Annotated in this window: 31 protein-coding genes; 15 read left to right on the plus strand and 16 right to left on the minus strand. The window is 63.9% G+C overall.

The window, feature by feature from the left end; translation table 11 throughout:
• Positions 1–2: 2 nt before the first annotated feature.
• Together YUA_RS0133545 and YUA_RS0133550 are read left to right on the plus strand one after the other, a co-directional pair.
• Complete coding sequence (locus tag YUA_RS0133545; protein WP_027534608.1) at positions 3–977, plus strand: sugar ABC transporter substrate-binding protein; 975 nt, start codon at positions 3–5, stop codon at positions 975–977.
• A gap of 71 nt (positions 978–1,048) precedes the next feature.
• Entirely contained in the window at positions 1,049–1,336 is a 288-nt protein-coding gene (locus YUA_RS0133550) for a YciI family protein (protein ID WP_027534609.1), read from the plus strand.
• A gap of 192 nt (positions 1,337–1,528) precedes the next feature.
• Here the strand turns inward: YUA_RS0133550 and YUA_RS0133555 are convergent, their stop codons facing one another.
• The 3 genes from YUA_RS0133555 to YUA_RS0133565 form a co-directional block, all read right to left on the minus strand.
• Complete coding sequence (locus YUA_RS0133555) at positions 1,529–1,921, minus strand: NUDIX hydrolase (RefSeq protein ID WP_027534610.1); 393 nt, start codon at positions 1,919–1,921, stop codon at positions 1,529–1,531.
• Between the two features lie 159 nt (positions 1,922–2,080).
• Positions 2,081–3,181 (minus strand): AI-2E family transporter, encoded by a 1,101-nt coding sequence (locus YUA_RS45845; RefSeq protein ID WP_035972438.1) that lies wholly within the window; start codon positions 3,179–3,181, stop codon positions 2,081–2,083.
• A 167-nt stretch (positions 3,182–3,348) separates the two neighbouring features.
• Positions 3,349–4,074, minus strand: coding sequence for an outer membrane protein (locus YUA_RS0133565; protein ID WP_027534611.1), 726 nt, complete (start codon positions 4,072–4,074; stop codon positions 3,349–3,351).
• A gap of 260 nt (positions 4,075–4,334) precedes the next feature.
• On the opposite strand from YUA_RS0133565, the gene YUA_RS0133570 reads away from it, so the two are divergent.
• The 3 genes from YUA_RS0133570 to YUA_RS0133580 all read left to right on the plus strand — a co-directional run bounded on the left by YUA_RS0133570 (position 4,335) and on the right by YUA_RS0133580 (position 7,231).
• Entirely contained in the window at positions 4,335–4,562 is a 228-nt protein-coding gene (locus YUA_RS0133570) for a hypothetical protein (protein ID WP_027534612.1), read from the plus strand.
• A gap of 197 nt (positions 4,563–4,759) precedes the next feature.
• Positions 4,760–6,808 (plus strand): acetoacetate--CoA ligase, encoded by a 2,049-nt coding sequence (locus YUA_RS0133575; protein ID WP_027534613.1) that lies wholly within the window; start codon positions 4,760–4,762, stop codon positions 6,806–6,808.
• A 120-nt stretch (positions 6,809–6,928) separates the two neighbouring features.
• Positions 6,929–7,231, plus strand: coding sequence for a hypothetical protein (locus YUA_RS0133580; RefSeq protein ID WP_027534614.1), 303 nt, complete (start codon positions 6,929–6,931; stop codon positions 7,229–7,231).
• Between the two features lie 6 nt (positions 7,232–7,237).
• Here YUA_RS0133580 and YUA_RS45850 read toward each other — a convergent pair whose 3' ends face one another.
• Both YUA_RS45850 and YUA_RS0133595 read right to left on the minus strand, forming a co-directional pair.
• Positions 7,238–7,474, minus strand: a complete 237-nt coding sequence (locus tag YUA_RS45850; RefSeq protein ID WP_035972447.1) for a hypothetical protein — start codon at positions 7,472–7,474, stop codon at positions 7,238–7,240.
• 340 nt (positions 7,475–7,814) lie between these two features.
• Positions 7,815–8,096 (minus strand): hypothetical protein, encoded by a 282-nt coding sequence (locus tag YUA_RS0133595; RefSeq protein ID WP_027534615.1) that lies wholly within the window; start codon positions 8,094–8,096, stop codon positions 7,815–7,817.
• Between the two features lie 188 nt (positions 8,097–8,284).
• Here YUA_RS0133595 and YUA_RS0133600 point away from each other — a divergent pair, with 188 nt between their 5' ends.
• From YUA_RS0133600 to YUA_RS0133610, 3 genes are all read left to right on the plus strand, one after another.
• Entirely contained in the window at positions 8,285–8,872 is a 588-nt protein-coding gene (locus tag YUA_RS0133600; RefSeq protein WP_027534616.1) for a formyltransferase family protein, read from the plus strand.
• A 188-nt stretch (positions 8,873–9,060) separates the two neighbouring features.
• Positions 9,061–9,402 (plus strand): hypothetical protein, encoded by a 342-nt coding sequence (locus YUA_RS49120; protein WP_084293038.1) that lies wholly within the window; start codon positions 9,061–9,063, stop codon positions 9,400–9,402.
• Positions 9,347–9,892: a hypothetical protein gene (locus YUA_RS0133610; protein WP_027534617.1), complete on the plus strand. Its 546-nt coding sequence runs from the start codon at positions 9,347–9,349 to the stop codon at positions 9,890–9,892. The genes YUA_RS49120 and YUA_RS0133610 overlap by 56 nt, the downstream gene beginning before the upstream one ends.
• A 52-nt stretch (positions 9,893–9,944) precedes the next feature.
• Here YUA_RS0133610 and YUA_RS0133615 read toward each other — a convergent pair whose 3' ends face one another.
• Positions 9,945–10,343 carry a RidA family protein gene (locus YUA_RS0133615; RefSeq protein WP_027534618.1) on the minus strand — a complete coding sequence of 133 codons (399 nt, stop codon included), beginning with the start codon at positions 10,341–10,343 and terminating at the stop codon, positions 9,945–9,947.
• A 142-nt stretch (positions 10,344–10,485) separates the two neighbouring features.
• Between YUA_RS0133615 and YUA_RS0133620 the strand changes: the two genes are divergently transcribed.
• Positions 10,486–11,361, plus strand: a complete 876-nt coding sequence (locus tag YUA_RS0133620) for a DMT family transporter (RefSeq protein ID WP_027534619.1) — start codon at positions 10,486–10,488, stop codon at positions 11,359–11,361.
• A 211-nt stretch (positions 11,362–11,572) separates the two neighbouring features.
• Positions 11,573–12,997, plus strand: a complete 1,425-nt coding sequence (locus YUA_RS0133630) for a caspase family protein (protein WP_027534620.1) — start codon at positions 11,573–11,575, stop codon at positions 12,995–12,997.
• Positions 12,998–13,090: 93 nt separating this feature from the next.
• On the opposite strand, the gene YUA_RS0133635 is transcribed toward YUA_RS0133630, so the two are convergent.
• The gene (locus YUA_RS0133635) at positions 13,091–13,330 is read right to left on the minus strand and encodes a BrnA antitoxin family protein (RefSeq protein WP_027534621.1); all 240 of its coding nucleotides are present in this window, start codon (positions 13,328–13,330) and stop codon (positions 13,091–13,093) included.
• 3 nt (positions 13,331–13,333) lie between these two features.
• Positions 13,334–14,311: a cysteine synthase A gene (cysK, locus tag YUA_RS0133640; RefSeq protein WP_027534622.1), complete on the minus strand. Its 978-nt coding sequence runs from the start codon at positions 14,309–14,311 to the stop codon at positions 13,334–13,336.
• A gap of 221 nt (positions 14,312–14,532) precedes the next feature.
• Here cysK and YUA_RS0133645 point away from each other — a divergent pair, with 221 nt between their 5' ends.
• Entirely contained in the window at positions 14,533–14,751 is a 219-nt protein-coding gene (locus YUA_RS0133645) for a hypothetical protein (RefSeq protein WP_027534623.1), read from the plus strand.
• 64 nt (positions 14,752–14,815) lie between these two features.
• Here the strand turns inward: YUA_RS0133645 and tgt are convergent, their stop codons facing one another.
• Complete coding sequence (gene tgt, locus YUA_RS0133650) at positions 14,816–15,964, minus strand: tRNA guanosine(34) transglycosylase Tgt (protein ID WP_027534624.1); 1,149 nt, start codon at positions 15,962–15,964, stop codon at positions 14,816–14,818.
• A gap of 202 nt (positions 15,965–16,166) precedes the next feature.
• On the opposite strand from tgt, the gene YUA_RS0133655 reads away from it, so the two are divergent.
• The 4 genes from YUA_RS0133655 to YUA_RS0133670 all read left to right on the plus strand — a co-directional run bounded on the left by YUA_RS0133655 (position 16,167) and on the right by YUA_RS0133670 (position 20,366).
• On the plus strand, positions 16,167–17,348 hold the full coding sequence (locus YUA_RS0133655; protein WP_051383509.1) for a patatin-like phospholipase family protein: 1,182 nt from the start codon (positions 16,167–16,169) through the stop codon (positions 17,346–17,348).
• Positions 17,349–17,495: 147 nt separating this feature from the next.
• Positions 17,496–18,254, plus strand: coding sequence for a TetR/AcrR family transcriptional regulator (locus YUA_RS0133660; protein WP_027534626.1), 759 nt, complete (start codon positions 17,496–17,498; stop codon positions 18,252–18,254).
• A gap of 275 nt (positions 18,255–18,529) precedes the next feature.
• A complete protein-coding gene (locus YUA_RS0133665; RefSeq protein ID WP_371259929.1) occupies positions 18,530–19,111 on the plus strand; it encodes a PepSY domain-containing protein in 582 nt (193 codons plus the stop codon).
• Positions 19,112–19,328: 217 nt separating this feature from the next.
• The gene (locus YUA_RS0133670) at positions 19,329–20,366 is read left to right on the plus strand and encodes an aspartate-semialdehyde dehydrogenase (RefSeq protein ID WP_027534628.1); all 1,038 of its coding nucleotides are present in this window, start codon (positions 19,329–19,331) and stop codon (positions 20,364–20,366) included.
• A gap of 99 nt (positions 20,367–20,465) precedes the next feature.
• On the opposite strand, the gene queA is transcribed toward YUA_RS0133670, so the two are convergent.
• From queA to coaD, 7 genes are all read right to left on the minus strand, one after another.
• Positions 20,466–21,539 (minus strand): tRNA preQ1(34) S-adenosylmethionine ribosyltransferase-isomerase QueA, encoded by a 1,074-nt coding sequence (gene queA, locus YUA_RS0133675; RefSeq protein ID WP_027534629.1) that lies wholly within the window; start codon positions 21,537–21,539, stop codon positions 20,466–20,468.
• 18 nt (positions 21,540–21,557) lie between these two features.
• Positions 21,558–22,025, minus strand: a complete 468-nt coding sequence (locus tag YUA_RS0133680; protein WP_027534630.1) for a PIN domain-containing protein — start codon at positions 22,023–22,025, stop codon at positions 21,558–21,560.
• Entirely contained in the window at positions 22,025–22,366 is a 342-nt protein-coding gene (locus tag YUA_RS0133685) for a hypothetical protein (protein WP_051383511.1), read from the minus strand. Before YUA_RS0133685 ends, YUA_RS0133680 begins: the two co-directional genes overlap by 1 nt.
• Positions 22,367–22,510: 144 nt before the next feature.
• Positions 22,511–22,975 (minus strand): peptidylprolyl isomerase, encoded by a 465-nt coding sequence (locus tag YUA_RS0133690; protein WP_027534632.1) that lies wholly within the window; start codon positions 22,973–22,975, stop codon positions 22,511–22,513.
• Positions 22,972–23,397 carry a hypothetical protein gene (locus tag YUA_RS0133695; protein ID WP_027534633.1) on the minus strand — a complete coding sequence of 142 codons (426 nt, stop codon included), beginning with the start codon at positions 23,395–23,397 and terminating at the stop codon, positions 22,972–22,974. Before YUA_RS0133695 ends, YUA_RS0133690 begins: the two co-directional genes overlap by 4 nt.
• 8 nt (positions 23,398–23,405) lie before the next feature.
• Positions 23,406–23,981 (minus strand): peptidylprolyl isomerase, encoded by a 576-nt coding sequence (locus YUA_RS0133700; RefSeq protein ID WP_027534634.1) that lies wholly within the window; start codon positions 23,979–23,981, stop codon positions 23,406–23,408.
• A 38-nt stretch (positions 23,982–24,019) separates the two neighbouring features.
• The gene (gene coaD / locus YUA_RS0133705) at positions 24,020–24,517 is read right to left on the minus strand and encodes a pantetheine-phosphate adenylyltransferase (RefSeq protein WP_027534635.1); all 498 of its coding nucleotides are present in this window, start codon (positions 24,515–24,517) and stop codon (positions 24,020–24,022) included.
• Positions 24,518–24,639 lie beyond the last annotated feature (122 nt).

A 24,639-nucleotide genomic window follows, 5' to 3' on the forward strand; every position in this document is an offset into this window, starting at 1 on the left:
ACATGAAACAGAGACTGGGCTATCTCGCACTGCCGCTCGTGATGGCCGCCGCGTTCACGACGCAGGCGCGCGCCGACGGCGAGACCATCGCCGTGTTCACCAAGAACCAAACCAACCCGTTTTTCCAGACGGTGCGGGTCGGCGCCGACAACATGGCGAAGACGCTGAACGCCAAGACGCTTCAGTACATCCCGACCAAGCCGGACTCGATCCCCGAGCAGCTCAGCCAAATCGAGGACGTCGTGGTGAAGAAGCCGAGCGCGATCGTCTTCACGCCGGTCGACTACAAGGCGATGGTTCCCGGCGTCGAGAAGATCAACGACGCCAAGATTCCCGTCGTCAACATCACCGACCGCTCCGCCGGCGGCAAATTCCTCTCCTTCGTCGGCGCCGACGATTACAGCCTCGGGCTCGAGACCGCGCGCTTCATGCTCAAGACCTTGGGCGGCAAGGGCAACATCGTCATCATCGAGGGCGTCAAGGGCTCGCTCACCAATGTCGACCGCGTCCGTGGCTTCAACGATGCGCTGAAGGAGAGTCCGGGCGCCAAGCTGCTGGCCTCGCAGCCCGGCAACTATCAGCGGCTCCAGGCGCTCCAGGTGATGGAGAATTTGATGCAGTCGAATTCGCAGATCGACGGCGTGCTCGCCGCCAACGACGCCATGGCGGTCGGCGCGATCGAGGCGCTCGACGGCGCCAACCGCAAGGCCCAGGTGATCGGCATCAACGGCACCAAGGAGGCGATCGATGCCATCAAGTCCGGCAAGCTGCTAGCGAGCGGCGACTACAACGGCTTTTTCCAAGGCTGCCTCGGCACCATGATGGCGGTCCGCAGCTTGCGCAACCAGCCGATCATCAATGAGATCGTGCTGAAGCCGACCGTCATCACCAAGGACAATTACCAGCCCTTCGATCAGCCGCTCGAGCAGCGCACCTGCCCGATCTTTGAGGAAGCCAGCAAGCTCGGCGCGAAGTAACCGCAGCCTGTTCTGATCAAACACCGGGACGGTTGCGATGACAGCCGTCCCCAAGACGTCCCGGAGACATCATGCTGTTTGCCATCCATGCGATCGACCGCACTGGCGCATTGCCGACGCGCCTAGCCAATTACGATGCCCACAAGACGTTCCTGAGCGACACTTCGCGCTTCGGCGTCAAGATCGTGATGTCGGGACCGCTGGTCGCTGACGACGGTGCCACGATGATCGGCAGCCTGTTCCTGATCGAGGCCCCCGGCCGCGCCGAGGTCGAGGCCTTCAATCGCGCCGATCCGTTCGCGGCGGCCGGCATTTGGGAGAAGGTCACGATCACGGGATTCCTGCGGCGGCAAGGTTGACAGACAGGGCTGACCAATCCGGTTCGCCTCTCGCCGATCGCGAAAAACCCCAGTGCGTGTGGGCACTGGGGCGTTTTCAAGGAAAATGAATTGGTAAGGCAATGACGCCTCTATAGCAGCTTGATCAGCGACGGCTTGTGAACTGGTTCACACATGCCGCGCGGGGGTGATTGGACTATTTGTCACACCCCGCTAGCTCCGCCGCTGCTTCCTCGGAAACAGGCGATCGCGGATGTAGCGCGAGGTTGCAGTTAGGCGGACCCCGCGCGGCTTCTGCCAGGCTGCGCGGTCGAGCTCCTTCTTGTCGCCGATGGCGAGCCGGCCCTTGGCGCTCTTGGCAATGAAGATCGCGTCGCTCATCTTGCGTCCCGAACGCTTGTTCTTGGCCGTCACTTCCTTCCAGAGGCTGATCCGGCCGAGCTTCAGCTTCGGCAGTTCTTCCCTGATCTCGCGCCGCAGGCAGTCCTTGTCGGATTCGCGCGCGCGCTTGCGCCCCCCGGGGAACATCCACAGGCCGTCCGACCGTCGCCTGACCAACAGAACCTTGCCGCGCTTGGCGGCAACCAGCTTGGAAGACTTCGCCATACCTGTCGCAAACCGAGAAAAGAATCTGGCTGCATCGTAACTTGTCTATTTCATTAGACAAGTTCGATGGCCGTTCCGGTCGACGCCGCCACCTGCACTTGTCCACATGCTGCGAGGCGCGGCCAATCTCTCAGATGGTCTCCGGCGCGCGACGCGCGATCAGGTCTCGTCGGATGTGGGCAATTCGGCTGCCCGCTTCCCCGCCGTCCCGATCCACGCCGCCGCCATTTCCCACGCCACCGACAGGATGATCGGCCCGATGAACAGGCCGACGATGCCGTGGGCAAGCGTGCCGCCGATCACGCCGACGAAGATCACGATGGTCGGCGTGTTGAGACCGCGTCCCATCACGAGCGGCTTCAGCATGGTGTCGATGAAGCCGACAAGGACGAAGAACACGGTGAGCACGAGCGCCGTGGTGACGTCCTTGGCGGTCCAGATCCAGATAATCACCGGCAGCAGCACGAGGAAGGCGCCGATCTGCACGATCGACAGCAGCAGCACGATGAAGGCGAGCAGGCCCGCGCTCGGCACGGCCGCAAGCTTGAAGCCGACGCCGGCCAGCAGCGCCTGCACGATGGCGACGCCGATCACGCCTTGCGCCACCGCGCGGATGGTGGCGCCGCCAAGCACGAGAAAATGCTCACTCTGCTCCGGCACGATGCGCGACAGGAAACCGCGCCCGGCCGCAACCAATCGCGGCCCGTGCGGAAACAGGAAACCGGCCACGAACACCGAGACCAGGAACTGGAGCGTGCCGAGGCTGGCATCGCCTGCGAGCACCAGAAGCGGTCCCGCCAGCGGCTGGAGATAGGGCGCCACCTCGCGCAGCACGGCGCGGATGTTGTTGTAGGCCTGGTCCCAGACCTCGTAGAGCGTCGGCCCGATCAGCGGCCACGACTTGATCTGCTCCGGTGCCGACTGGAGCGCGAGGTCGCCGGTGCCAAGCTCGTGCGCGAGCTCCTTCGCCCCCTCCACGGCACTGAGGCCGAGCCAGGTTGCGGGGCCGAGCACGATGCCGAGCGTGATCAAGGTAAGGATCGCGGCCGCGGTCTTGGGCCGCCCGCCGAGCACTTTGGAGACCCAGCTGAACGCCGGATAGAACGCCACCGCGAGCACGCCGCTCCAGGCCAGGATCGGCACGAACGGCCGGATGATCAGGAATGTCCAGATGATCAGCAGCGCCAACAGGCCGAGCCGGATCACGAGCTGGATGACGTCCTCGCCCGTCAGGAGCTGACGCAGACTTTTCACAGGCACGGCTTTCCTTGCGGCATCAACGCGGGTTCCGGCACTTCCGCGGGCTAGGGTTATTGCCAGCCAAGAGCCGGGCGTCAAGACGAGCGGGCGCGCGCCCGGCCCGTCGGGGACCGACCGCGTTGTGCTTCAAGATGAAACCGCTGTGACGAAGGCGCCCGAACGCGCCCTCAGAAGTGATAGTTGACGCCCACCGTGCCGGTCTGGATGTTCAGCTTCACATTGGCGGGCGAGGCCACCAGATTGCCCGTCGTCACCGGCTGCTCGGTGATGGCGCCGAAGCCCAGATAGTTGTACTCGGCCCGCACCGACCAGTTCGGCATGAACATCCATTCGACGCCGCCGCCGGCGAGCCAGCCGGTGCGGTTGAAGCTGCCCGAGGCTGAGCCCGCGAGCGCACCCGCCAAACCGTTATTGGCGCTGTATTTGTCGCGGGTGAAGGCCGCGCCGCCCTTGGCGTAGAGCAGGACGCGGTCGAAGGCGACGCCGAAGCGCGCGGCGACCGTCGCGATATAGTCGTTCTTCAGCGACAGGTTGAAGCCGGCGCCGCCCCCGAACGGGCCGCCGGCATTGAGCGTGACGCTGGACCAGGCGCCGGTGCCCTCGAGGCCCAGGACGAAATTGCCGATCTGGTAGTTGCCGCCGATCTGGCCGCCGACCACGCCGCCGCTGGCCGTCACCGAGCTCCAGGTCGCCGCGGGATCGGTCGGGTCGATGCCGGTCCACTTGCTCCAGGCGCCGCCGCCATGGGCGCCGACATAGAATCCGGTCCAGGTGAAGATCGGAGCCGGCGCGATCGGCGCCTTGACCACCGGCACGGGTTCGATGATGTCAGCCGCAAAGGCCGGCGTTGCCAGTGGCAACAACGCGACCGTCAAAATCAGCTTCTTGCCCATGATCTCACCCCCAATGACTTTCGCCCGTCCCGACCGCGGCGATGGGGTGAAATCTAGCTGTCCGAGCAAGGAGGCGCTTGGACCGACCGGCGGCGCGGTTTGGACTGACGGGCGCTGCGAGTATCGGGAAAGCCCAGCATAATCGCGAGCAGAGACGGGTTTGCCTAACGGCGATTAACCGGATTTCCGCCGACCGGTTTACGCCGATGCAAAGGCTCGCACCTACGCTTCCGCCAGGTCCCCAAAACACTTGCGGTGCAATGGCCAACAGCATCTGGACGATCGAAGAATTCACCTGCCCCGGTTGCAGCATGAACTACACCGCGACAAGGGAGGAGCACGCCGAGCCGCATTCAGGCCACTTCAAATGCAGCATCTGCAGCGGCGTGGTGCACAGCTGGTCCGGCAAGCATCACTTCTTCGGCTGGTCGGCGGTGAAGACCAAGCCGCCGGTGTTCGGCCGGCGATGGGCGGGGGTTGGGTGGTAGGCTGAGACGACGGCGCCAATGTCGCAACCCAGATGGAGCACAGCGAAATCCGGGGCAGCTACTGCGTCATTCCATGATTCTCGGATTACGCTTCGCTCCATCCGGGCGAACCGTCATTGCGGTCTGCGTGAGCGATGGCTTCTACGACGCTGCGGCACGGGCTACACTCCCCTCCCCGCAACTGAAGTCGATACGCAATGACCGCTCCCTTCGTTCCGCAAATCGCCCTCTATCGCGACTGGCTCGCCGAGCAGCGCGGCCTGACCTTCTCGAATTACGAGGAGATGCGGCAATGGTCGGTGCGCGATCTCGACGGCTTCTGGCGCAGCATCTGGGATTATTACGATCTGCAATCCCCGACGCCGTTTGCGGCCGTCATCACCGAGCGCAAGATGCCCGGCGCGGTGTGGTTTCCCGGCGCGCAGATGAACTATGCGCGGCAGGTATTCCGGCATGTCGACGCGGCGCACGCGGCCGGTCTGCCGGCCATCGTCAGCGGCGGCGAGGATGGCAAGCTCCACGAGACGAGCTGGCCGGAGCTGCGGCGCAAGGCGGCGGCGGTCGCGCTGCATCTGAAAGATAAGGGGATCAAGCCCGGCGACCGCATCGCGGCCTATCTGCCCAATATCCCCGAGACCATCATCGCGTTTCTCGCCAGCGCCAGCATCGGTGCGGTCTGGAGCGTCTGCGCGCCCGACATGGCCGCGCCCGCCGTGATCGACCGCTTCAAGCAGATCGAGCCAAAGGTGCTGATCGCCTGCGATGCCGTCACCTATGCCGGGCGCCGGCATGATCGCAAAGATGTCGTCGCGGAGCTGCGGCGATCACTGCCGAGCGTCACACATGTCATTTTGCACAGCGACGCCATGGCGCCCGCCGCGCCGGACGCCCTGCTCTCCGATATCACCGCAAGGACGGGGGCTGGGATCGACGCGTTCGAGCCGATGTGGCTGCCGTTCGATCATCCGCTCTGGATCGTCTATTCCAGCGGCACCACCGGCCTGCCGAAACCGATCGTGCACGGCCACGGCGGCATCGTCATCGTGGTGCTGGCGCTGCTGGGCCTGCACAACGACATCGGCTGCTCCTATCACCAAAACTCTTTCGGCGAGCGCTATCACTGGTACTCGTCGACCGGCTGGATCATGTGGAACAGCCAGGTCGGCGGCCTGCTCAGCGGCACCACCTGCTGCATCTTCGACGGCAGCCCCGGCGGCACCAAGGACAAGCCGGACTGGACCACGTCGTGGCGCTTCGTGGCGCAATCGAAAGCGACCTTCTTCGGCGCGGGCGCGGCGTTCTTTGCGAATTGCGCCAAGGCGGAGATCGATCTTGCTGCCGCCGGCGATCTGTCACGGCTGCGCTGTCTCGGCTCGACCGGCTCGCCGCTCAGCGCCGACACGCAAGCCTGGTTCAACGCGCGCTTCGCAGCGCTGTCGAAGACCAACGGCAGCGAGGCACAGGCGAATATCTGGTGGGCGAACATCTCCGGCGGCACCGATTTCGCTGGCGCCTTCATCGGTGGCAACCGCGAATTGCCGCAGACACCGGGCGCAATGCAATGCCGCCTGCTGGGTGCAGCGGTGGAAGCCTTCAACGAACAGGGCCGCGCCGTGATCGACGAGGTCGGCGAGCTCGTCTGCACTGAGCCGATGCCGTCGATGCCGCTCTATTTTTGGAACGACAAGGGCAACGCGCGCTATCTCGCCAGCTATTTCGAGACCTATCCGGACAATTTCGACGGCAGCGGGCGCGGACCGGTATGGCGGCATGGCGACTGGCTCAAGATCAATCCGGATGGATCATGCGTGATCTACGGCCGCAGCGATGCGACCATCAACCGGCACGGCCTGCGCATGGGCACGAGCGAGCTCTACTCCGCGATCGAGGCGCTGCCGGAGGTGCTCGATAGCCTCGTCGTCGACCTCGAATATCTCGGCCGCGACAGCTACATGCCGCTGTTCGTGGTGCTGCGTGAGGGTGTCGCGTTCGATGGCGCGATGCAGGCCAAGATCAACAAGGCGATCGAGGCCGGTCTATCCCGCCGCTTCCTGCCGAACGAGATCTTTGCCGTCGCAGAGATCCCGCGCACGCTGTCGGGCAAGAAGCAGGAGCTGCCGATCAAGAAGCTCTTGCTCGGCCAGCCCGTTGAGAAAGTCATCAACAAGGAAGCGATGGCCAATCCAGCCTGCCTCGACTGGTATCTCGGCTTCGCGCGCGACTATCTGGCGCGAACCGCGGCCTGAACTCGGCGAACCGGACAGGCCATGGGTGCGCCAGATCGGCCCAATTGCACCTTCGGCATTTGCACTCCGTTCACCGATCGCCGCTAGACGGGTCAGGATCCATTGCAATGAACCGCAGCCATGGCCGACCTCAACGCCGTCCTCACCAGGCTCAACGACCGTCTGCTCCGCCTCGAAGGCGAGCTGTTCGTGCTGCGCTCGCTGGCGCGCGCGACGCTGACGGCAGGTGACGATCACGCCGTACGCATGCGCAAGCTGGTCGAAGCCGCCAAAATCGCGCTCGACGACGAGGCGAAGCGCGAGCTCGACAAGCCCACGCGCAAATATGTCGACGCGGCGACAGCGCTGGTGGAGGAATTGCTGGTCGAACCGACCCCGGCGCGGCCGCTGTTCACCGTGATCGACGGCGGAAGGCGCGACTGAGCGCTGTTAGCGGAACTGCGTCGCGCCAAGCCCGGGCGCATCCGCCGCGAGTCTGCTCAGTCCGGCTTCGATGATCGCGATCTCCTCGTCAATCTTCCCGATCGGCAGACTGAAATCGTAAGCGCCTGACCTGCTCTTCAGATCGACCGCGAGCCGCTGTCTGTGCATCATCAGCTCGTCGAGCCCACGGCGGTTCTTCAGCCGCACATAGGCGTCCACGATCTGCTCAATTGCGTTCGGCATGACATCGGTCCCGGCAAAAATGCCCGCGCAGCGCACCTGCGCCGGCGGGACATTTTTGGTGTCGCGGTACGCAATACAAATCCGCGACGGATTCGTCGATACGACAGCGAGGTTGAGAACGCGTTACCGTTTGATGATTTCCGCGACGCGCGGCATGAAAAAGCCGCTGGCATTTGCGCCAGCGGCCGATGCCGGGTTCGAAAATGGATCCGGAATGAAAATATCGCCAGCCCCGGTACGAGCCATTCTAACCGCACGGGGCGATGTCGTTCTGTCGGAATTCAAACACAGGAACCGGCGCATTCACCACTTGCGATCTCACCGTGGCCGTACGGCAACGCTAGTCGGTGACGCAGAAATAGGTCCGCGGCCATCTGCGATAGGCGCTGTAGCGGTAGTACGGCCTGTAGGCATAGCCGCGATAAATCGCCGGCGGCTCCTCGCCGTAATAGGCGCCGTGGTAAAAATTGTAGGGCACCCCCTCAGTGCAGCGATAAGCGTCCCAGGTCGGGCCGATGAAGGGCGCTACGCCGATTTCGGGCGGCACCGCCGGGTATGGCCCGCCGGCGTAGGCCGGAGTTGCCGCGATCAGTGCGGCGAGAAGAAACCATGCGCTGCGCATTCGCTCGCTCCGAGCCTCGGGATCTCCCCATGGAAACACTGGGCCGGGCCGCTGTGCAATCGTGGAGTTCGTCGCAGCCCCGCAGCGGACGCATTGTTGATAACCGGCGCAAACGCCGCGCGGGTGGGTGACAGGGCGGCCTGACGTGTTATCGGGGATGACGCAGCTGCGAGACGGATCGGACACCCATGCGCATTACCCTCGTCGGCTCCCGCCATTTCGGCGTGACCACCCTGAACATGCTCCGCGAGCACGGCGTCGGGGTCGTGCGGGTCGTGGTGGCCGACGCCGATGACCGCCTGGCCGCGACCGCCAAGACCGCCGGCATCGAGGTGGTGGTGCAGGCCAATCCCAAGCTCGTGGTCGCCTCCGAGATCGCGCCCGATACCGATCTGATCATCACCGCCCACAGCCACGCCCGGATCGGCAAGGACGCGCTGGCTGCGGCGAAGCTCGGCGGGATCGGCTATCACCCCTCGCTGCTGCCGCGCCATCGCGGCAAGGCCGCGGTGGAATGGACCATCAAGGAAGGAGATCCGATCGCCGGCGGCACGATCTATCACCTGGCCGACCGCATGGACGCCGGCGCCATCGCCGCCCAGGACTGGTGCTTCGTCAGGAAGGGCGAGACCGCCCGCGAGCTCTGGGAGCGTGCGCTGGCCCCGCTCGGGCTCAAGCTGCTGGCAGACATGATCGACTACGCCAAGATCCACAAGGCATTGCCGTCGAAAGCCCAGGACGAGCAGTTCGCGACCTCGGCGCCAAGCCTCTCCTGACGTGAGTCCCTCCTGACGTTAACGATTAACGTGAAGCCGCATTGATCTTGCTTCAAAAATTGGAGCCAAGAACGCAAATAAACCATTGTTCCTACAGGAACAATTTTCGGTTTGGCATCGCAACAAATTTCCGTCACATTTCGCCCGAATAAGCGTCAGCATATCAGACAAATTCAAGGACGGAATTCATGCGTTTTGGTCGCATCGCGGCGTTCTGTGCCGCTTCAGTTATTACCACCGCTCCGGCGCTCGCCCAGACCCCGTATGACGGCAACTGGCAGGTCACCATCGTGACCAAGACCGGTTCCTGCGAGCCGAGCGCGAGCTCGATGCTGACTGTTGCCGACGGCAAGATCAGCGCACCCGGCGCTAACGTTTCCGGCACCATCGGCAGTGGGGGTCTTGTGAAAGTTTCGATCAATGGTGCATATGCCAACGGTCAACTCAGCGGCAACGCCGGATCGGGGAAGTGGAATGGAGCATCTGCAGGCATACCGTGCAGCGGGCGGTGGGAAGCATCGCGCCAATAAGCAATTCGGGACGAACCTCCTCAACCGGCGGCTGCTGATGGCGGCCGCCGTTTTGTTGGTGACAGCTGCCGCCAGCTCGGAGAGCAAGGCCCAAGCCAGCCCGTTCGCGCCCATGGCGGGCACGTGGAGCGGCGGCGGCACGGTCGTTCTCGATGACGGATCAACCGAACGGATCCGCTGTCGCGCCAAATATGCGCCGATCGGGCCGACCATGGAGCTGTCGCTGACCTGCGCCAGCGATGCCTACAAATTCAACCTGAGTGCCAACGTCCGCTCGGAAGGCAACGCCATCACCGGCAGCTGGTCCGAGGCCAGCCGCAACATCAGCGGCTCGCTCCAGGGCCGTGGCGGTGGCGGCAACTTCGAGGTGGTCGCCTCCGCCGCCAGCTTCAACGCCAACATCGCACTGAGGACGAGCGGCAACAAGCAGACGGTGACGATCCGCGCGGACAGCCAGTTCCGCGGCGCCAACATCTCGATGGTCAGATAAGACAATACGGTGACACGACAATCGATCCGGCGACCTCGCCGGGTCGATTTTTTTATGCGCCTGGCACGAACGCAGTGACCTCGATCTCGACCTTTGCGCGGTCATCCACGAGGCCGCCGATGTAAAGCAGCGTCGAAGGCGGGAAATTACGCCCGAGCGTTTCCTTCCAGGCCGCACCGATGCCGGCGCCTGCCGCCTCATATTCGCTGCGGCTGGTCAGATACCAGGTCAGGCGCACGATGTGCTCGGGGCCGGCTTCAGCCTCCGCGAGAAGCTTGATGATCCGCTTCAGCGCGGTCGCAACCTGGGCCGCCATATCAGGCTCGTAGTGGCCGGCCTCGTCGCCGCCGGTCTGCCCGGCCAGCACGACCCATCGGCCCGGCCCCTCCGCCACCACGCCATGTGAGAAACCGCGCGGTTTTTTCCATTGGGCTGGCTGCAAGATGCGCATGAGCGGAGATCTCCCGATTTTCTTGTTGATCTGTAGTTACCTTATCACGTCGCCGTGCATCGCTGCACCGGCAGATTTGGCTGTTGCAAACAGCGGCGATGTTGCCGATACCCGGCCCTCCCCCAGGATTCCTGCTTCCCGCATGAGCACGACACCGTCCAAATCCATGGCAGCCTTCTGGATGGCCGGCTGGCTGTCGCTGATGCTGATCATGGCGGTAGCCGGACGCGAAGCCACGCGCGAACTGAACGTCTTTGAGATCATGGAGGTGCGCTCGCTGGCAGGCTTCGTGCTGCTCTTGCCGATCATCTACCGCGCCGGCGGCTTCAGGGTGCTGAGGACGCAGCGCCTGCCGCAACATATCGCGCGCAACTTCGTGCACTACGTCGCCCAGCTCGGCTGGTTCTTCGCGCTGACACTGATCCCGATCGGCCAGGTGGTAGCGATAGAATTCACCATGCCGATCTGGACGGCGATCCTCGCGGCGAGCTTCCTGTCCGAGCGCATGACCCCGTGGAAGATCACGGCCATCGTGCTCGGTCTCGTCGGCGTGATCGTCATCGTCCGGCCCGCCACCGGCGAGATCAATCCGGGCCAGCTGATCGCGCTCGGCGCCGCCATGGGCTTTGGCGTCTCGATGGCGCTGGTCAAATCACTGAGCCGCACCGAAAGCGCGCTCTCGATTCTGTTCTGGATGATCGTCGTGCAATCGGTCGCAGGCTTCGTGCCGACGCTGTTGGTCTGGACCTGGCCGTCGGCCTATGTCTGGGCCTGGATGGGCGTCATTGCCGTCTGCGGCACTTTCTCGCACTACTGCCTCGCCAGCGCGATGCGCTACGCCGACGCCACCATCGTCGTTCCCATGGACTTCCTGCGGGTTCCCCTGACCGCGACCGCCGGCTGGCTGCTCTATTCCGAGCGGCTCGACGCCTGGACCGTGCTTGGCGCGGCGCTGATCCTGTGCGGCAATCTCCTGAATTTGAAGCCGGCCGCCCCGGTTGCCGCCCGCGCGCGGTGAACCACGCCGCCGTCTCACGCGACAAATCGGAGTGGTTGAGCGTGATTTGGATCACGTTGGCGGGGCATGCCATCGTGCACACTCGGTCGCAGAGCAGCGGGTTGGGTGAGTTGGGTGAACTGTCGGTTTGCTAGCGCGAAGCCGGTCGCCTTAGTGTAAATTCGACGCCAATTTGTTGCTGCCAGTCATTCGATTCTGTTGGGGATTTCAGATGCGCACTCTCACCATCATCGTTTCGCTGATGTGCATGGCGTTGTCGGTCAGTGCCGCCAAGGCCGACCGCCGCGTCGCCTTCGTCGTCGGCAACGGCGCCTACAAAAACGTCGCACAATTGCCAAACCCGCCGATCGACGCCAAGGCGATGGCGGCGACGCTGCGCAATGTCGGTTTCGAGGTAATCGAAGGGTCCAACCTCACCCGCGACCAGATGACAGAGAAGCTGCTCGACTTCGGCCGCAAGGCGCAGGGCTCCGATGTCGCGGTGTTCTATTATGCCGGTCACGGCATCGCTGTCGGCGGCAGCAACTATCTCTTGCCTGTCGATGCCGACATCAAGTCGGAGATGGATGTGAAGCTGGGGGCCGCCATCAATATCGACCTGACGCTCGACCAGACCATGGGCGACGCCAAGGTGAAGCTGGTGTTCCTCGACGCCTGCCGCGACAATCCCTTTGCCGCCAAGATCAAATCGAACTCGGCGACCCGCAGCGTCAACGTGCAAAGCGGCCTCGCCGAGATGAAGTCGGGTGAAGGCACGCTGATCGCGTTCGCGACCGGTCCCGGCCAGACCGCGCTCGATGGCCAGGAGGGCAACAACAGCCCGTTCACCCGTGCGCTGATCGACAACATCACCAAGCCCGGCGTCGAGATCCAGCAGGCGATGACCTCGGTGCGCGCCCAGGTCAACGAAGAAACCCACAAGGGTCAGCTACCCTGGGGCCACACCAATTTGATCGGCGCCGTATATCTCAACCCGGCGCAGCAGACCCAGCAGGTCGCCAACGCGGCACCGACCGCCTCGAGCAGCACGCCGGCGGCTGTTGCCAGCAGCAGCTCCGACGGTGTCGAGCTGGAATACTGGCGCTCGGTGAAGGAAACCAACAAGCCGGAAGAGCTCAACGCCTACCTCTCGGCCTATCCGAACGGCCAGTTCAAGGCGCTGGCGCTGGCGCGGCTCGCTGCGATCCAGAACGGGCCGTCGACCACGACCCGCAACCTCAATGCCGGCGTCGATCCCGCGACCTTCACCGATGACGCCAGCCAGCTCACCGAGGACCAGATCGGCCTCGACAAGGGTCAGCGCCGCGACGTGCAGCGCCGCCTCAACGGGCTCGGCTTCGACACCAAGGTCACCGGCGCATTCAACGACGAGACCCGGACAGTGCTCAGGCGCTGGCAGGCCGCCCGCGGCTATCCCTCGACCGGCTTCCTCAACAAGCTCCAGCACAAGGCCCTGCTCTCCGAGATCGTCGCCTCGACGCCGACCGCGAGCGATGACAGCGCGAAGCCGGCCCGGCGCGCCAGCGCTCCGGCCCAGAGCGCACCCGCGCCCCGCCATAGCGGTGGCGGCGATGCCGGCGCGGCCTTCATGGGCGGTGTCGTCGGCGGCATGATGGGCGGCATGTTCCGCCGCTGAGACGAGACCGAACTCTCAGAACACAAAAGCCCAGCTCGCGCCGGGCTTTTTCGTTGGTACGGCGGTGCCGCCGCATACTCCGTCAGAGGCTGGCTACTTCCCCGCAGCCTTCCGCAGCGCCTCGTTGATGCGGTCCTGCCAGCCGGGACCGCCCGCCTGGAAGAACTCCAGCACGTCCTGGTCGATCCGCAGCGTGACCTGCTCCTTGATCCCCGGCGCGACGTTCGGCTTCGGCGGCGCCACGGCGACCTTGGCGGTCACCTTCTTGAACGCTGCCTCGGCCTCCGACCGCGCATCGCCAAGCGTGCGCGGCCGTCTCGGTTGATCCGCCATCTCTCAGATTCCTTCAAACAGAGCCGTCGAAAGATACCGCTCGGCGAAGGACGGCACTATAGCCAGGATGGTTTTTCCCGCAGCTTCCGGCCGCTTGCCGATCTGAAGCGCGGCGGCGATCGCAGCACCGGACGAGATTCCGCCCGGAATACCCTCATGCCGCGCCAGCGCCCGCGACATCTCGATCGCCGCGGTCGAGTTGATCTTCACGATCTCGTCGATCACGGAGCGGTCGAGAATATCAGGCACGAAGCCCGCGCCGATGCCCTGGATCTTGTGCGGCGTGTGCTGGCCGCCTGACAGCACCGGGCTCTCCTCGGGCTCGACCGCGACCACACGCAAGGACGCCTTGCGCGGCTTCAGGACCTGACCGACGCCGGTGATGGTGCCGCCGGTGCCGACGCCGGCGACGAAGAAGTCGATGTTGCCGGCGGTGTCGTTCCAGATCTCCTCCGCCGTGGTGCGCCGATGCACCTCGGGATTGGCGAGGTTCTTGAACTGCTGCGGCATCACCGAGTTCGGCGTCGTCTTCAAGAGTTCTTCGGCCGCGGCGATCGCGCCTTTCATGCCTTGGGCTGCCGGCGTCAGCACCAGCTCGGCGCCGAGGAAGGCCAGCATTTTGCGCCGCTCGATCGACATGGATTCCGGCATCACCAGCTTGAGCCGGTAACCGCGCGACGCCGCGACAAAGGCGAGCGCGATGCCGGTATTGCCGGAGGTCGGCTCAATCAGCACGGTGTCCGGCTTGACGATGCCCGCCTTCTCCATCGCGATGATCATGGCGGCGCCGATCCGATCCTTCACGCTGGCCGCCGGATTGAAATATTCAAGCTTTGCCAAAATTGTCGCGTTCACGCCGTGCATACCCGGCAACCGTCGCAAACGTACGACCGGCGTGTCGCCAAAAGCCTCGACAATCGAGTCATAGACCCGGCCGCGGCCGGGTTGGTGCGCTGCACCCGCGGTGGACGATGCGTCCATGATGAACTCCCTCTGGCGACAATTTGCGCTTCTATCGCTGCACTTGCGCAGTTACGAACAGCTTGTGACGACACGCAAGCAACAATGCAGCACATGTTAAATACGCTGCATCGCAAAATCGCGTGAGCTCTAGTTATCAGAAAACCAACGCATTTGTGTTGCGACCTCGTCAACTGATTCTGCTTATGTTAGACCTAGTCTCGAAGCAGGAGGTCACCACGATGTCAGCAGTTGCTGAAGTGTTGTCGACCGTCGCACCAAGGCGCGATCCGCGTTGCAGCGAGTTGCCCACCTGCCCCGTCTGCGCCGACTCCATGGTCGCCGCCGAAGCTTCCGCCTACATCTCGGACCACGTGATCAGCTATCTCTGGACCTGCGACACGTGCGGCTACGGCTTCGTCACCAAGCACGCCGTCAAGCAGCGGATCGTCTGCAACTAGCGTTGTTGTTTGGGCATGATCTTGTCGGAAAACCGCTTCACACTTTTCCTCATCGTGTTCTAATCTACCGTGGGGCGATATCGCCCCTCGCCCAGTCCTCGCGCGTACGCTGATAGAACTCGTCGAACCTTCCGTGTGCGATCGCGTCCCTGATGCCCTGCATCAGGAACTGGTAGTAAGCGATATTGATTTCGGACAGCAGCATCGCCCCCAGCGTCTCGCCGGCCTTGACGAGATGGTGCAGATAGGCGCGCGCGTAATTGCGCGCCGACGGCCATGAGCTGTCGTCGTCGAGCGGGCGCGGATCGTCGGCGTGGCGCGCGTTACGCAAATTGACCTGGCCGAAACGCGTGAAGGCCACGCCGTGGCGGCCATTGCGCGTCGGCATCACGCAATCAAACATGTCGATGCCGCGCTTCACCGCCTCGAGAATGTCGTCGGGCGTACCGACGCCCATGAGGTAGCGCGGTCGGTCGGTCGGAAGTGCCGGCGCGGTCTCGTCGATCATCGCCAGCATCACCGCCTGCGGCTCGCCGACGGCAAGGCCGCCGATCGCATAGCCGTGGAAGCCGATCTCGACGAGGCCCTGCGCGCTGGCGTGGCGGAGCTGAGGGATGTCGCCGCCCTGCACGATGCCGAACAGCATATAGCCGTCGGGCGCGCTCTCGAAGGCGCGCTTGCTTCGCTCGGCCCAGCGCAGCGACAGCCGCATCGCGCGGTCGATGTCGTCGCGCTCGGCCGGCAGCCGGACGCATTCGTCCATCTGCATCGCAATGTCGGAACCGAGCAAGCGCTGCACCTCGATCGAACGTTCCGGCGACAGCTCGATCTTGGCGCCGTCGATATGCGAGCGGAAAGTGACAGCGTGCTCGCTGATCTTGCGCAGGTCCGACAGCGACATCACCTGGAAGCCGCCGGAATCCGTCAGCATCGGCCCGTTCCAGCCGGTGAACTTCTGCAGGCCACCGAGGGCGTTGATGCGCTCCGCGCCGGGCCGCAGCATCAGATGATAGGTGTTGCCGAGCACGATGTCGGCGCCGGCATCGCGCACCTCGCGCCAGTGAATGCCCTTCATGGCGCCGGCGGTGCCGACCGGCATGAAGGCCGGGGTCCGCACCACGCCATGCGGCGTGGTCAGGCGGCCGGCGCGCGCTGCGCCATCGGTGGCGAGCAGTTCGAAATGATTGGGTAGGCCTGTGTCAGGAAGACTCATGGCGGTGCTTATTGCGTGTCGGGACATGTCGATCAACCCGCCCGGACCGCGATGCCCCAGACTGGGACACCGCTGACGCGGACGTGATAGCGGTCACGCTTGATGAATAAAACGATACAGTATAGTTTAGTAGCGGGGACTGGACGGGACGCCGCGGCAAATTGCCGGTGGCCGTAGATGCGTGATCGTCAGCCACCGACCGATGCCCCTCCCAAATTGCCCCACTGACATATCCGCCCTCCCCGATGGCCGGACGAAGCGGACCGGCGCCCGCCTGGTCAGATCGCTGGCGCTCGCGTGCAGCCTGGTGCTCGCCGCCTGCACCTCGCTCCCCCGCACGCCCTATACCGCGGCCGATGCGAGTGCCTCCCGCGTGCTCGATATCGACGGCCTGCGACGCTACGCCGACGAGCCCATCACGAAGTTCAGCTTCGAGCAGGACAAGGCGACCGGGAGCAGAACCTATCTGGCACTCTCCGGCGGCGGTGCCGATGGCGCCTATGGTGTCGGCGTGCTGAACGGCTGGACCGTGGCGCGTAACCGCCCGACCTTCTCCGTCGTCTCCGGCGTGAGCACCGGCGGCCTGATTGCGCCCTTTGCGTTCCTCGGATCGCAATATGACGACACGCTCCGGGAGCTCTACACCAGCGGCATCGCCGAAAGCCTGCTGAACGATCCCAGCATCGTGCGCGTGCTGTTCGGCTCCGGCCTGTTCGGCAATACGCGGCTGCGCGAGCTCGTCGCGCGCTATGTCGGGCCGGAGATCATGGCGCAGGTCGCCCGCGAGAACGCCAAGGGCCGGCGTCTCCTGGTGGTCACCACCGATCTCGACACCCAGCGCACCGCGATCTGGGACATGGGCAAGATCGCCGCGGTCGGCACGCCCGAGGCGCTGAAACTGTTTCGCGACGTGATGGCGGCCTCCGCCAGCATTCCCCTGGTGTTTCCGCCAATCCTGATCGAGGCCGAGGGCCAGGGCCGCAAGTTTCAGGAGATGCATGTCGACGGCGGCGTGACGGCGCCCGTGCTGACGCTGCCCGAAGCTTTGCTGTTCCAGGGGCGCCTGCCGGGCAACGCGAAGATGGACATCTACATCCTCGTCAACAAGAAGATCGAACGCAACTTCGAGCTCGTCGCCAACAGCACGATCGATGTCGCCTCACGCAGCCTGTCCTCGATCACGCAATCGCAGACGCGCTCGATCATCTTCTCGACCTATGATTTCGCCCAGCGCAACCACCTCGGCTTCCATCTCTCCTACATCGAGCGCGATTATCCGGCACCGCCGTCCGAAGGGTTCGACACCGGCTATATGCGGGCGCTCTACCAATACGGATACGAGAAAGCGGCAGCCGGTCAGGCCTGGACCTCGCGGATGCCGTGAGGTCCGCGCGGCGGAACACCGTTGGTGCGAGACCGTTGACGATACGGCCAATTCGGCCAGATTGGCGATGACGCCCCGGTTGCTGCGCGTTATACAGCAATGAGCACTGGCACGACCGCGCAGGAATCATTGGGCATATCATTGGGCATGGGATTGGCTGCGGCCAAGGCAAGAACGGCAGCACCTCGGCGCGAGGCCTCGAAATCGCGCGGCGGCCGGCCGACCAAGAGTGCTGCGATCGAGCGCGATCAGCGGCTGATCGAGGTCGCCACCCGCCTGTTCCTCGACCGCGGATTTGACGCGACCTCGCTCGACGCGGTGGCGGAAGCGGCTCGCGTCAGCAAGCCGACCGTCTATTCCCGTTACGGCGACAAGCGCGGGCTGTTCACGGCTGTACTGAGGCGCGAGATCGCGCGCTGGCTGGCGCCGCTGTCGGCTGCGGCCGAGACGCAGCTCGGCAGCTCGTCCGACATTTCGGTCGAGCAGCGGCTGGTGGAAATCGGGCGCGAAATGCTTACTTTCACCTGCGGGCCCGACGCCATGGCGTTCAGCCGCATGATGACGTCACAGGCCATCAACTTCCCTGACATCGCCAAACTCGGCAAGGAAGAAGGCTGGCTCAAGGCCGTCGCTACCACCACGCGCTTCTTCGATCATCTGGCGGCGCAAGGTGCGCTTGATGTCGACGACACCACGATCGCGGCTGAAGTGTTCCTCGACGTCGTCGTCGGCCACACCCACCGCATGGCGACGTTCGGCACGCCAATGGAATTCAAAGCCGCCGAAAAGCGGATGCGTGCGGCAATCAAGCTGTTCCTGGCCGGCGCAATCGGTCCGGCTGACCGGGTGCAGGCAACGTCAAAAGACACGGCCAAAGCCCCCCAACGGCGCCGCCCCTCCCGCTGACATTTCCGTGAGACTGGCGATCTGTCCCCAGCGGACGAGGGTCTTTCCGTTGACCGAAATAAAACGATACGGTATGGTTTTGTTTATTGAGCGGTGCGGGCCACTTTTTTCACCAGCCCCAAAAGAGGACCGGACCGCTTAGATCGCCGCGACGGGTACAGCCCGCCACAGCGCTCCGCGGCCGGCCGTTGCCCACGGTCGGCCGCGATTTCTTTACGAACATCCGGCACACTTGCCAGCCGAGGGTTTGGACCATGAGCGCATCGAGATCAGGGATGTACGGGTTGGCGATTGCCCTGTCGGGGCTGCTCGTCGCAGCGCCGGCCCGCGCGATCGTCTCAGCGGACAGCACACCCACCATCCTCCACAGCGAGACAGATGGTGATGCCACGGCGGACCGCCAGGCCGTCAGCCGCGAGATCGAGCGCTTCCGCAGCACGTCGATCTCGATCAGCCAGGCCATGGCGATTGCGGAAGCCCGTCATGCCGGCGCGACCACCGCGGATATCAGCTTCGACGGCGGCTCGGGCGTGCCCGTCTACCGGGTCAAGACCCTGCACAACGACCGGATCTGGCGCCACACCATCAACGCCGCGACCGGCGAGGTCATAGGCGGCGAAGCGGCCCTCCCCCTGGCCGAGTTGGACCACGAGGATCGCAGCAACCTCGCAGCGCTCGGCACCATCAGGCACCGCCTCGCGGACGCGGTGCGCGTCGCCGAGCGGGCGGCGTCCGGCAAGGCCATCAGCGGCGGGCTGGTGCGCGAAGGCGGCCGGCTCAATTTCGCGATCGTCGTCATCAGTGGCGACGACCTCAAGGAGGTCATCCTCGAACCGCCGGGCGCTCGGGGAAAATAGCACAGGCCACAATCCCGCCCAAAGCCATTGACGGGCGCCAGACTCTCCCGCATAAGTCGCCACCATGTTCACGACCACCAAACGCACGACCAAAACCACCACGGCCTTCGGGGCCCGGGGAGGCGTGTGCGCATAGTCGTCGACTAAAACGCATCAGCTCGACCGAAGCCCCGCCCTCGAAGGTCCGGGGCTTTTTTGTTGTCTAAATCGCAATTCAATGGAGGACACAGTGAGTAACGATCCCGTCGTCGCGATTGTCGGCGTCACCGGTGCGGTGGGCGCCGAGTTCATCGCCACCATGGACAAGCGCGGCTTTCGCATCAGTCAGCTCAAGGCGCTCGCCAGCGCTCGCTCCGCCGGCAAGACGGTGTCGTTCCGCGGTCAGGACGTCGTCATCGAGGAGCTGACCGAGCGCGCCTTCGAGGGCGTCGACATCGCGCTGTTCTCCGCCGGCAGCGGCATCTCCAAGAAGTTCGCGCCGATCGCGGTCAAGGCCGGCGCCGTCGTCGTCGACAACTCCTCCGCCTTCCGGATGGACCCGAACGTTCCGCTGGTGATCCCCGAGGTCAACGGCAACCGCATCCGCGACCACAAGGGCATCATCGCCAACCCGAACTGCGCCGCGATCACCGCGCTGGTGCCGCTGTGGCCGATCCATCAGAAGAACCGCATCAAGCGCCTCATCATCTCGACCTACCAGGCCGCCTCCGGCGCCGGCGCCGCCGCGATGGAGGAGCTCGTCGAGTCCACCCGCGCCAATCTCAACGGGCAGGTCTATACGCCCAAGGTGATGCCGCACCCCTACGCCTTCAACCTCTTCAATCACAACACGGCGATCGACCCCGAGACCGGCTACAACGACGAAGAGACCAAGGTCATCAAGGAAACCCGCAAGATTTTCGAGGACGACAAGATCGCCATTGGCGTGACCTGCGTCCGCGTGCCGGTGCTGCGCGCGCATTGCGAGGCAATCACTTTCGAGTGCGAGAAGGAGATCACCGAGGACCAGGTTCGTGCCATCATGGCGCAGGCTCCGGGCGTCAAGATCATCGACGACCGCGTGAAGAACTACTTCCCGATGCCGATCGACGCCTCGGGCCAGGACGACGTCCTGGTCGGCCGCATCCGCAAGGACCTCAGCGATCCCTCCGGGCATTCGATCTCGATGTTCGTCGCGGCCGATCAGTTGCTCAAGGGCGCCGCGCTGAACGCGGTGCAGATCGCCGAGCTGTTGCCGCAGCGGGTGATGGCGTAGCCGGTATCGACGTTCCGTAGGGTGGGCAAAGCGAAGCGTGCCCACCTTTACGTCCCGTGCACTTGATGGTGGGCACGGCGCTATGCGCCTTTGCCCACCCTACGGCACTGCCCGAAACAGCAGACAGGCATCGCCGTACGAATAGAACCGGTAGCCGCTCGCAATCGCATGCGCATAGGCCTGCTTCATCGTATCCAGGCCGGCGAACGCCGACACCAGCATGAACAATGTCGACTTCGGCAAATGAAAATTCGTCATCAGGACATCGACGGCACGGAAGCGATAGCCGGGCGTGATGAAGATCGAGGTCTCGGCGGTGAACGGCTGAATCGTGCCGTCCTCGCTGGCGGCGCTTTCGAGCAGCCGCAATGACGTGGTGCCGACGGCGATGATGCGGCCGCCGTTTTCTCGCGCGGTGTTGAGCTGCTCCGCCGTCGCGGCCGAGATCGTGCCCCACTCGGCATGCATCTTGTGGCCGTCGGTATCGTCGACCTTCACCGGCAGGAAGGTCCCTGCTCCGACATGCAGCGTGATGCGGTTGACGCCGACGCCGCGCGCTTGCAGCGCCTGCTCCAGTGCCGGCGTGAAATGCAGGCCCGCGGTGGGCGCTGCGACCGCACCTTCATTGGCCGCGAACATGGTCTGGTAGTCGGCGAGATCCTGATCGTCCGGCGTGCGTTTCGAAGCGATGTAGGGCGGCAGCGGCGGGCTGCCGAGATCGGCGATCGCCTGATCAAGCGTCGGGCCGTGGAACGAGAATGACAGCGTCACCTCGCCTTCCGCACCCTTGGCCTCGACCTCGGCATCGAGATGGCCGAGCAGGCAGACCTTGCCTTCATTGCCGAAGCGGATGCGGTCGCCAGCGACAAGCTTCTTCGCGGGCTTCACCAGTGCCTGCCAGCGCGAGGCATCAAGACGCTTGATCAGGGTCGCCTCGATCTTCGGCTCGGTCTCGCGGCCGATGCGACGGCCCTTGAGCTGCGCCGCAATCACCTTGGTGTCGTTGACGACGAGCTGGTCGCCGCCCCTCAGCCATTGCGGCAGGTCGGCGATGATCCGGTCGCGCAGCGCGCCGTTCTCCACGACCAGCATCTTAGCAGAGTCGCGCGGATGCGCGGGGCGCAACGCAATGCGCTCGGGCGGCAGATCGAAATCGAAGAGGTCGGTGCGCATCCATTTCAATCCGAAGGATCAGGCGCGCGCAGCTTCAATTGCATGTATGAAATTCGCTGCGCTGTACCCTGCACTGATTGCGGCCAGATAGAGACCAAGATCTGCCGAGAGAATATGAATGCCCGCCTTGCCCGCCTCCAGAGTGACTGAATCCGTTAATCCCAAGCGCTGAAACTCTGCTCGTTCAATGGCGCTCAAACTCGGGATATAGATCTCTCTCGTCGTGGAAACAAATTGCAGAAATCGACGGAATATTTTCTCCGGAAGACCATTCCCTTCAAACTCTAACAGATTAGACGCTTCGGAGAGAGCGTTCGGCAGCACCGCAAGCTCTCGATACTCGGAGATCACATTAAGCAACAACCGGAAGTCATTGGTGGTGTAAGCACGAGTGCGCTTGTGTTTTGGAACGGCGTGCTCGTCTGCCAATCCAACAACAAGTAAGACAATCAAATTAGCATCTAAGATCAGAGTTTGACGTGCCATCAATCGTCAACGCTTGCTTTCCGCACCATCCCCTTTACTTGCCCATTCTTGTCATCAACGAGGACTGTACGATATGCCCGCCTCAACGCGGCATCCCCGGTCAGGGTTGAAAGAGCGCTTTTGGTGGAATTCCAGGGTCGAGAGAAACCAAGAGTGATCTTCCACACTTGGCTTGGATCGTCGAACTCTACCTCCTCAAGCCCAAGATTAATGGGGTCTTCGTCCTTCATGACGTCGAGCACCCAATCCTTCGCCAACTTTACCGCCTGCTGTACGTCCATCTTCGCCTCGCGCGATCGTCCTTCCAAGCCCTCGACCGAGAATAGCACCTTCAGGCCCAAAGGTCCCCACCTTCACGTCGGTCCAAGTTTCACTTCAGAGCCGGCGATGCCTTTCCATTCCAGACGCCGCGCAACTAGCGCGGCGATCCGGAGTCCCGAGGTTGGCACGAGATTCCTGAGCCGTTCCGGAATGACGACGTGCGCTTAATCAGCGTCCGCCGCCATCCGCGCCTTGACGATCTTGTCCGGGTTCTGCACTGGCTCGCCGCGCTTGATCTTGTCGACGTTCTCCATGCCCTCGGTGACCTTGCCCCACACGGTGTACTGGTTGTCGAGGAAGCGGGCGTCGTCGAACACGATGAAGAACTGGCTGTCGGCGGAGTCGGGGCTCGCCGCACGGGCCATCGAGGTCACGCCGCGCACGTGCGGCTCCTTGTTGAACTCGGCCTTCAGCTTCTGGCCCGAGCCGCCGGTGCCGGTGCCGTGCGGGCAGCCGGTCTGCGCCATGAAGCCGTCGATCACGCGATGGAACACGATGCCGTCGTAGAAGCCTTCGCGGACCAGCTCCTTGATGCGCGCGACATGGCCGGGCGCGAGGTCGGGCCGCATCTCGATGGTGACGGGGCCCTGCGTGGTCTCGAGGATCAATGTGTTTTCGGTGGCGCTCATGCTCGTCTCTCTTGCGTTGGGGGTGAAGTCTTGTCAGGTGAAGTTTTGCGGTTACGGAACTGGATCGCGAATGGACGTCCCGCGGCGGCGCCGGCCATTGTGTCGGTAAATGGCATCGGCGTGCAGCGTTGCAACGCCTCCATCACCGCGATCCGGTATTGCAGCCGGTCATTGTCGGAGGCCTCCGCGGATTCATAGGTAATCCTCGGATGGCCCAGAATGTTTCCGGCCCGGTTAAAGCTCACGACGACGGTGATGTCGATAGGGCGAGCCTTGGCCGGCGGCGGCGGCTTCCAGCAGGTCCGCAAGTGCTGGAAGATGTCCTGGATGGTGTTGACCGGCGCATCTTCTGCGGCCGCACTGGTGATGCCGAGCAGCAGCGCCGCGGCAGCGAACAGGAGCCTGTCGCCGCGGCGCGCCATCGTCCCGGCTACTTGATGTCGGAGGCGACCTGCACCTTCACCATCTTGTCGGGATCGGTGACGGTGCCGCCGGCCGAACCGGGCGGGGCCTTCTTCAGCTTGTCGACTACGTCCATGCCCTGCACGACCTCGCCGACCACGGTGTACTGGTTATCGAGGCTGCCGCCGTCGGCGAACATGATGAAAAACTGCGAGTTGGCGGTATCGACGCTGTCGCCGCGTCGGGCCATGCCGACGATGCCGCGGGCGAAGTGCACCTTGGAGAATTCCTGCTTCAGGTTCGGATATTTCGAGCCGCCGGTGCCGTTGCCGTTCTGACCGTCGCCGGTCTGGGCCATGAAGCCGTCCATCACGCGGTGGAACGGCACGTTGTTGTAGAAGCCCTCGCGCGCGAGCTGCTTGAGCCGCTCGGCGTGCTGCGGCGCAAGGTCGGTCCTGAGCTTGATGACGATGCGGCCCTTGGTGGTGTCGATGACGAGCGCGTTGGCCTTGTCGAGATTGGCCGGCAGCTGCTGCGCCATCGCCGGGACCGCGCCAATGAGCGCGACGAACATCGTGGCAAGAATTGCGAGACGACGGATCATGGAAACTCCGGATCAGGTGAGATGAAAAAGCGCGCCGTTTATCCGGCGAATTTTGCCTTGAGCTGGGACGCAACGAGCGGCGGGACGAAGGCCGAGATATCTCCGCCCATGGCGGCGATCTGGCGCACCAATGTGCCGGTAATCGGGCGGACCACTGGGGAGGCCGGCAGGAAGACGGTTTGCACATCGGGCGCCATGGCGCCGTTCATGCCGGCGAGCTGCATCTCGTAGTCGAGATCGGTGCCGTCGCGCAGACCTCGAATCATGATGGTGGCGCCGTGCTTTCGGGCTGCGCTGACCGCGAGATCGTCGTAGGTCACAGCCTCGAGCGTGCAGCCGGCCTGGGCCGCCACCGGCCCGCAGACGTCGTGGAGCATCTTGAGCCGCTCCTCGGTCGAGAACAGCGGCTTCTTGCCGGGATGGACCCCGATCGCGACCACCAGCCGGTCGCACAGGGGAACACTATTCCGGACCACGTCCAGATGGCCGTTGGTGATGGGGTCGAAGGAACCGGGGTAGAAGGCAATGCGCGGCATGGCCACGTCCTACCGCGCCCGGCCCGGCCCGGCAAGCCGGGCAGGTTCCTTGTCCGTTTCCTGCCGGTTTTTCCGCCAGTCCCCCGTTGGAAGGGCCCGGATTGTTTCGTCCTCGGGGTGTC

The organism is Bradyrhizobium sp. WSM3983 (assembly GCF_000473045.1).
Taxonomy (GTDB): domain Bacteria; phylum Pseudomonadota; class Alphaproteobacteria; order Rhizobiales; family Xanthobacteraceae; genus Bradyrhizobium.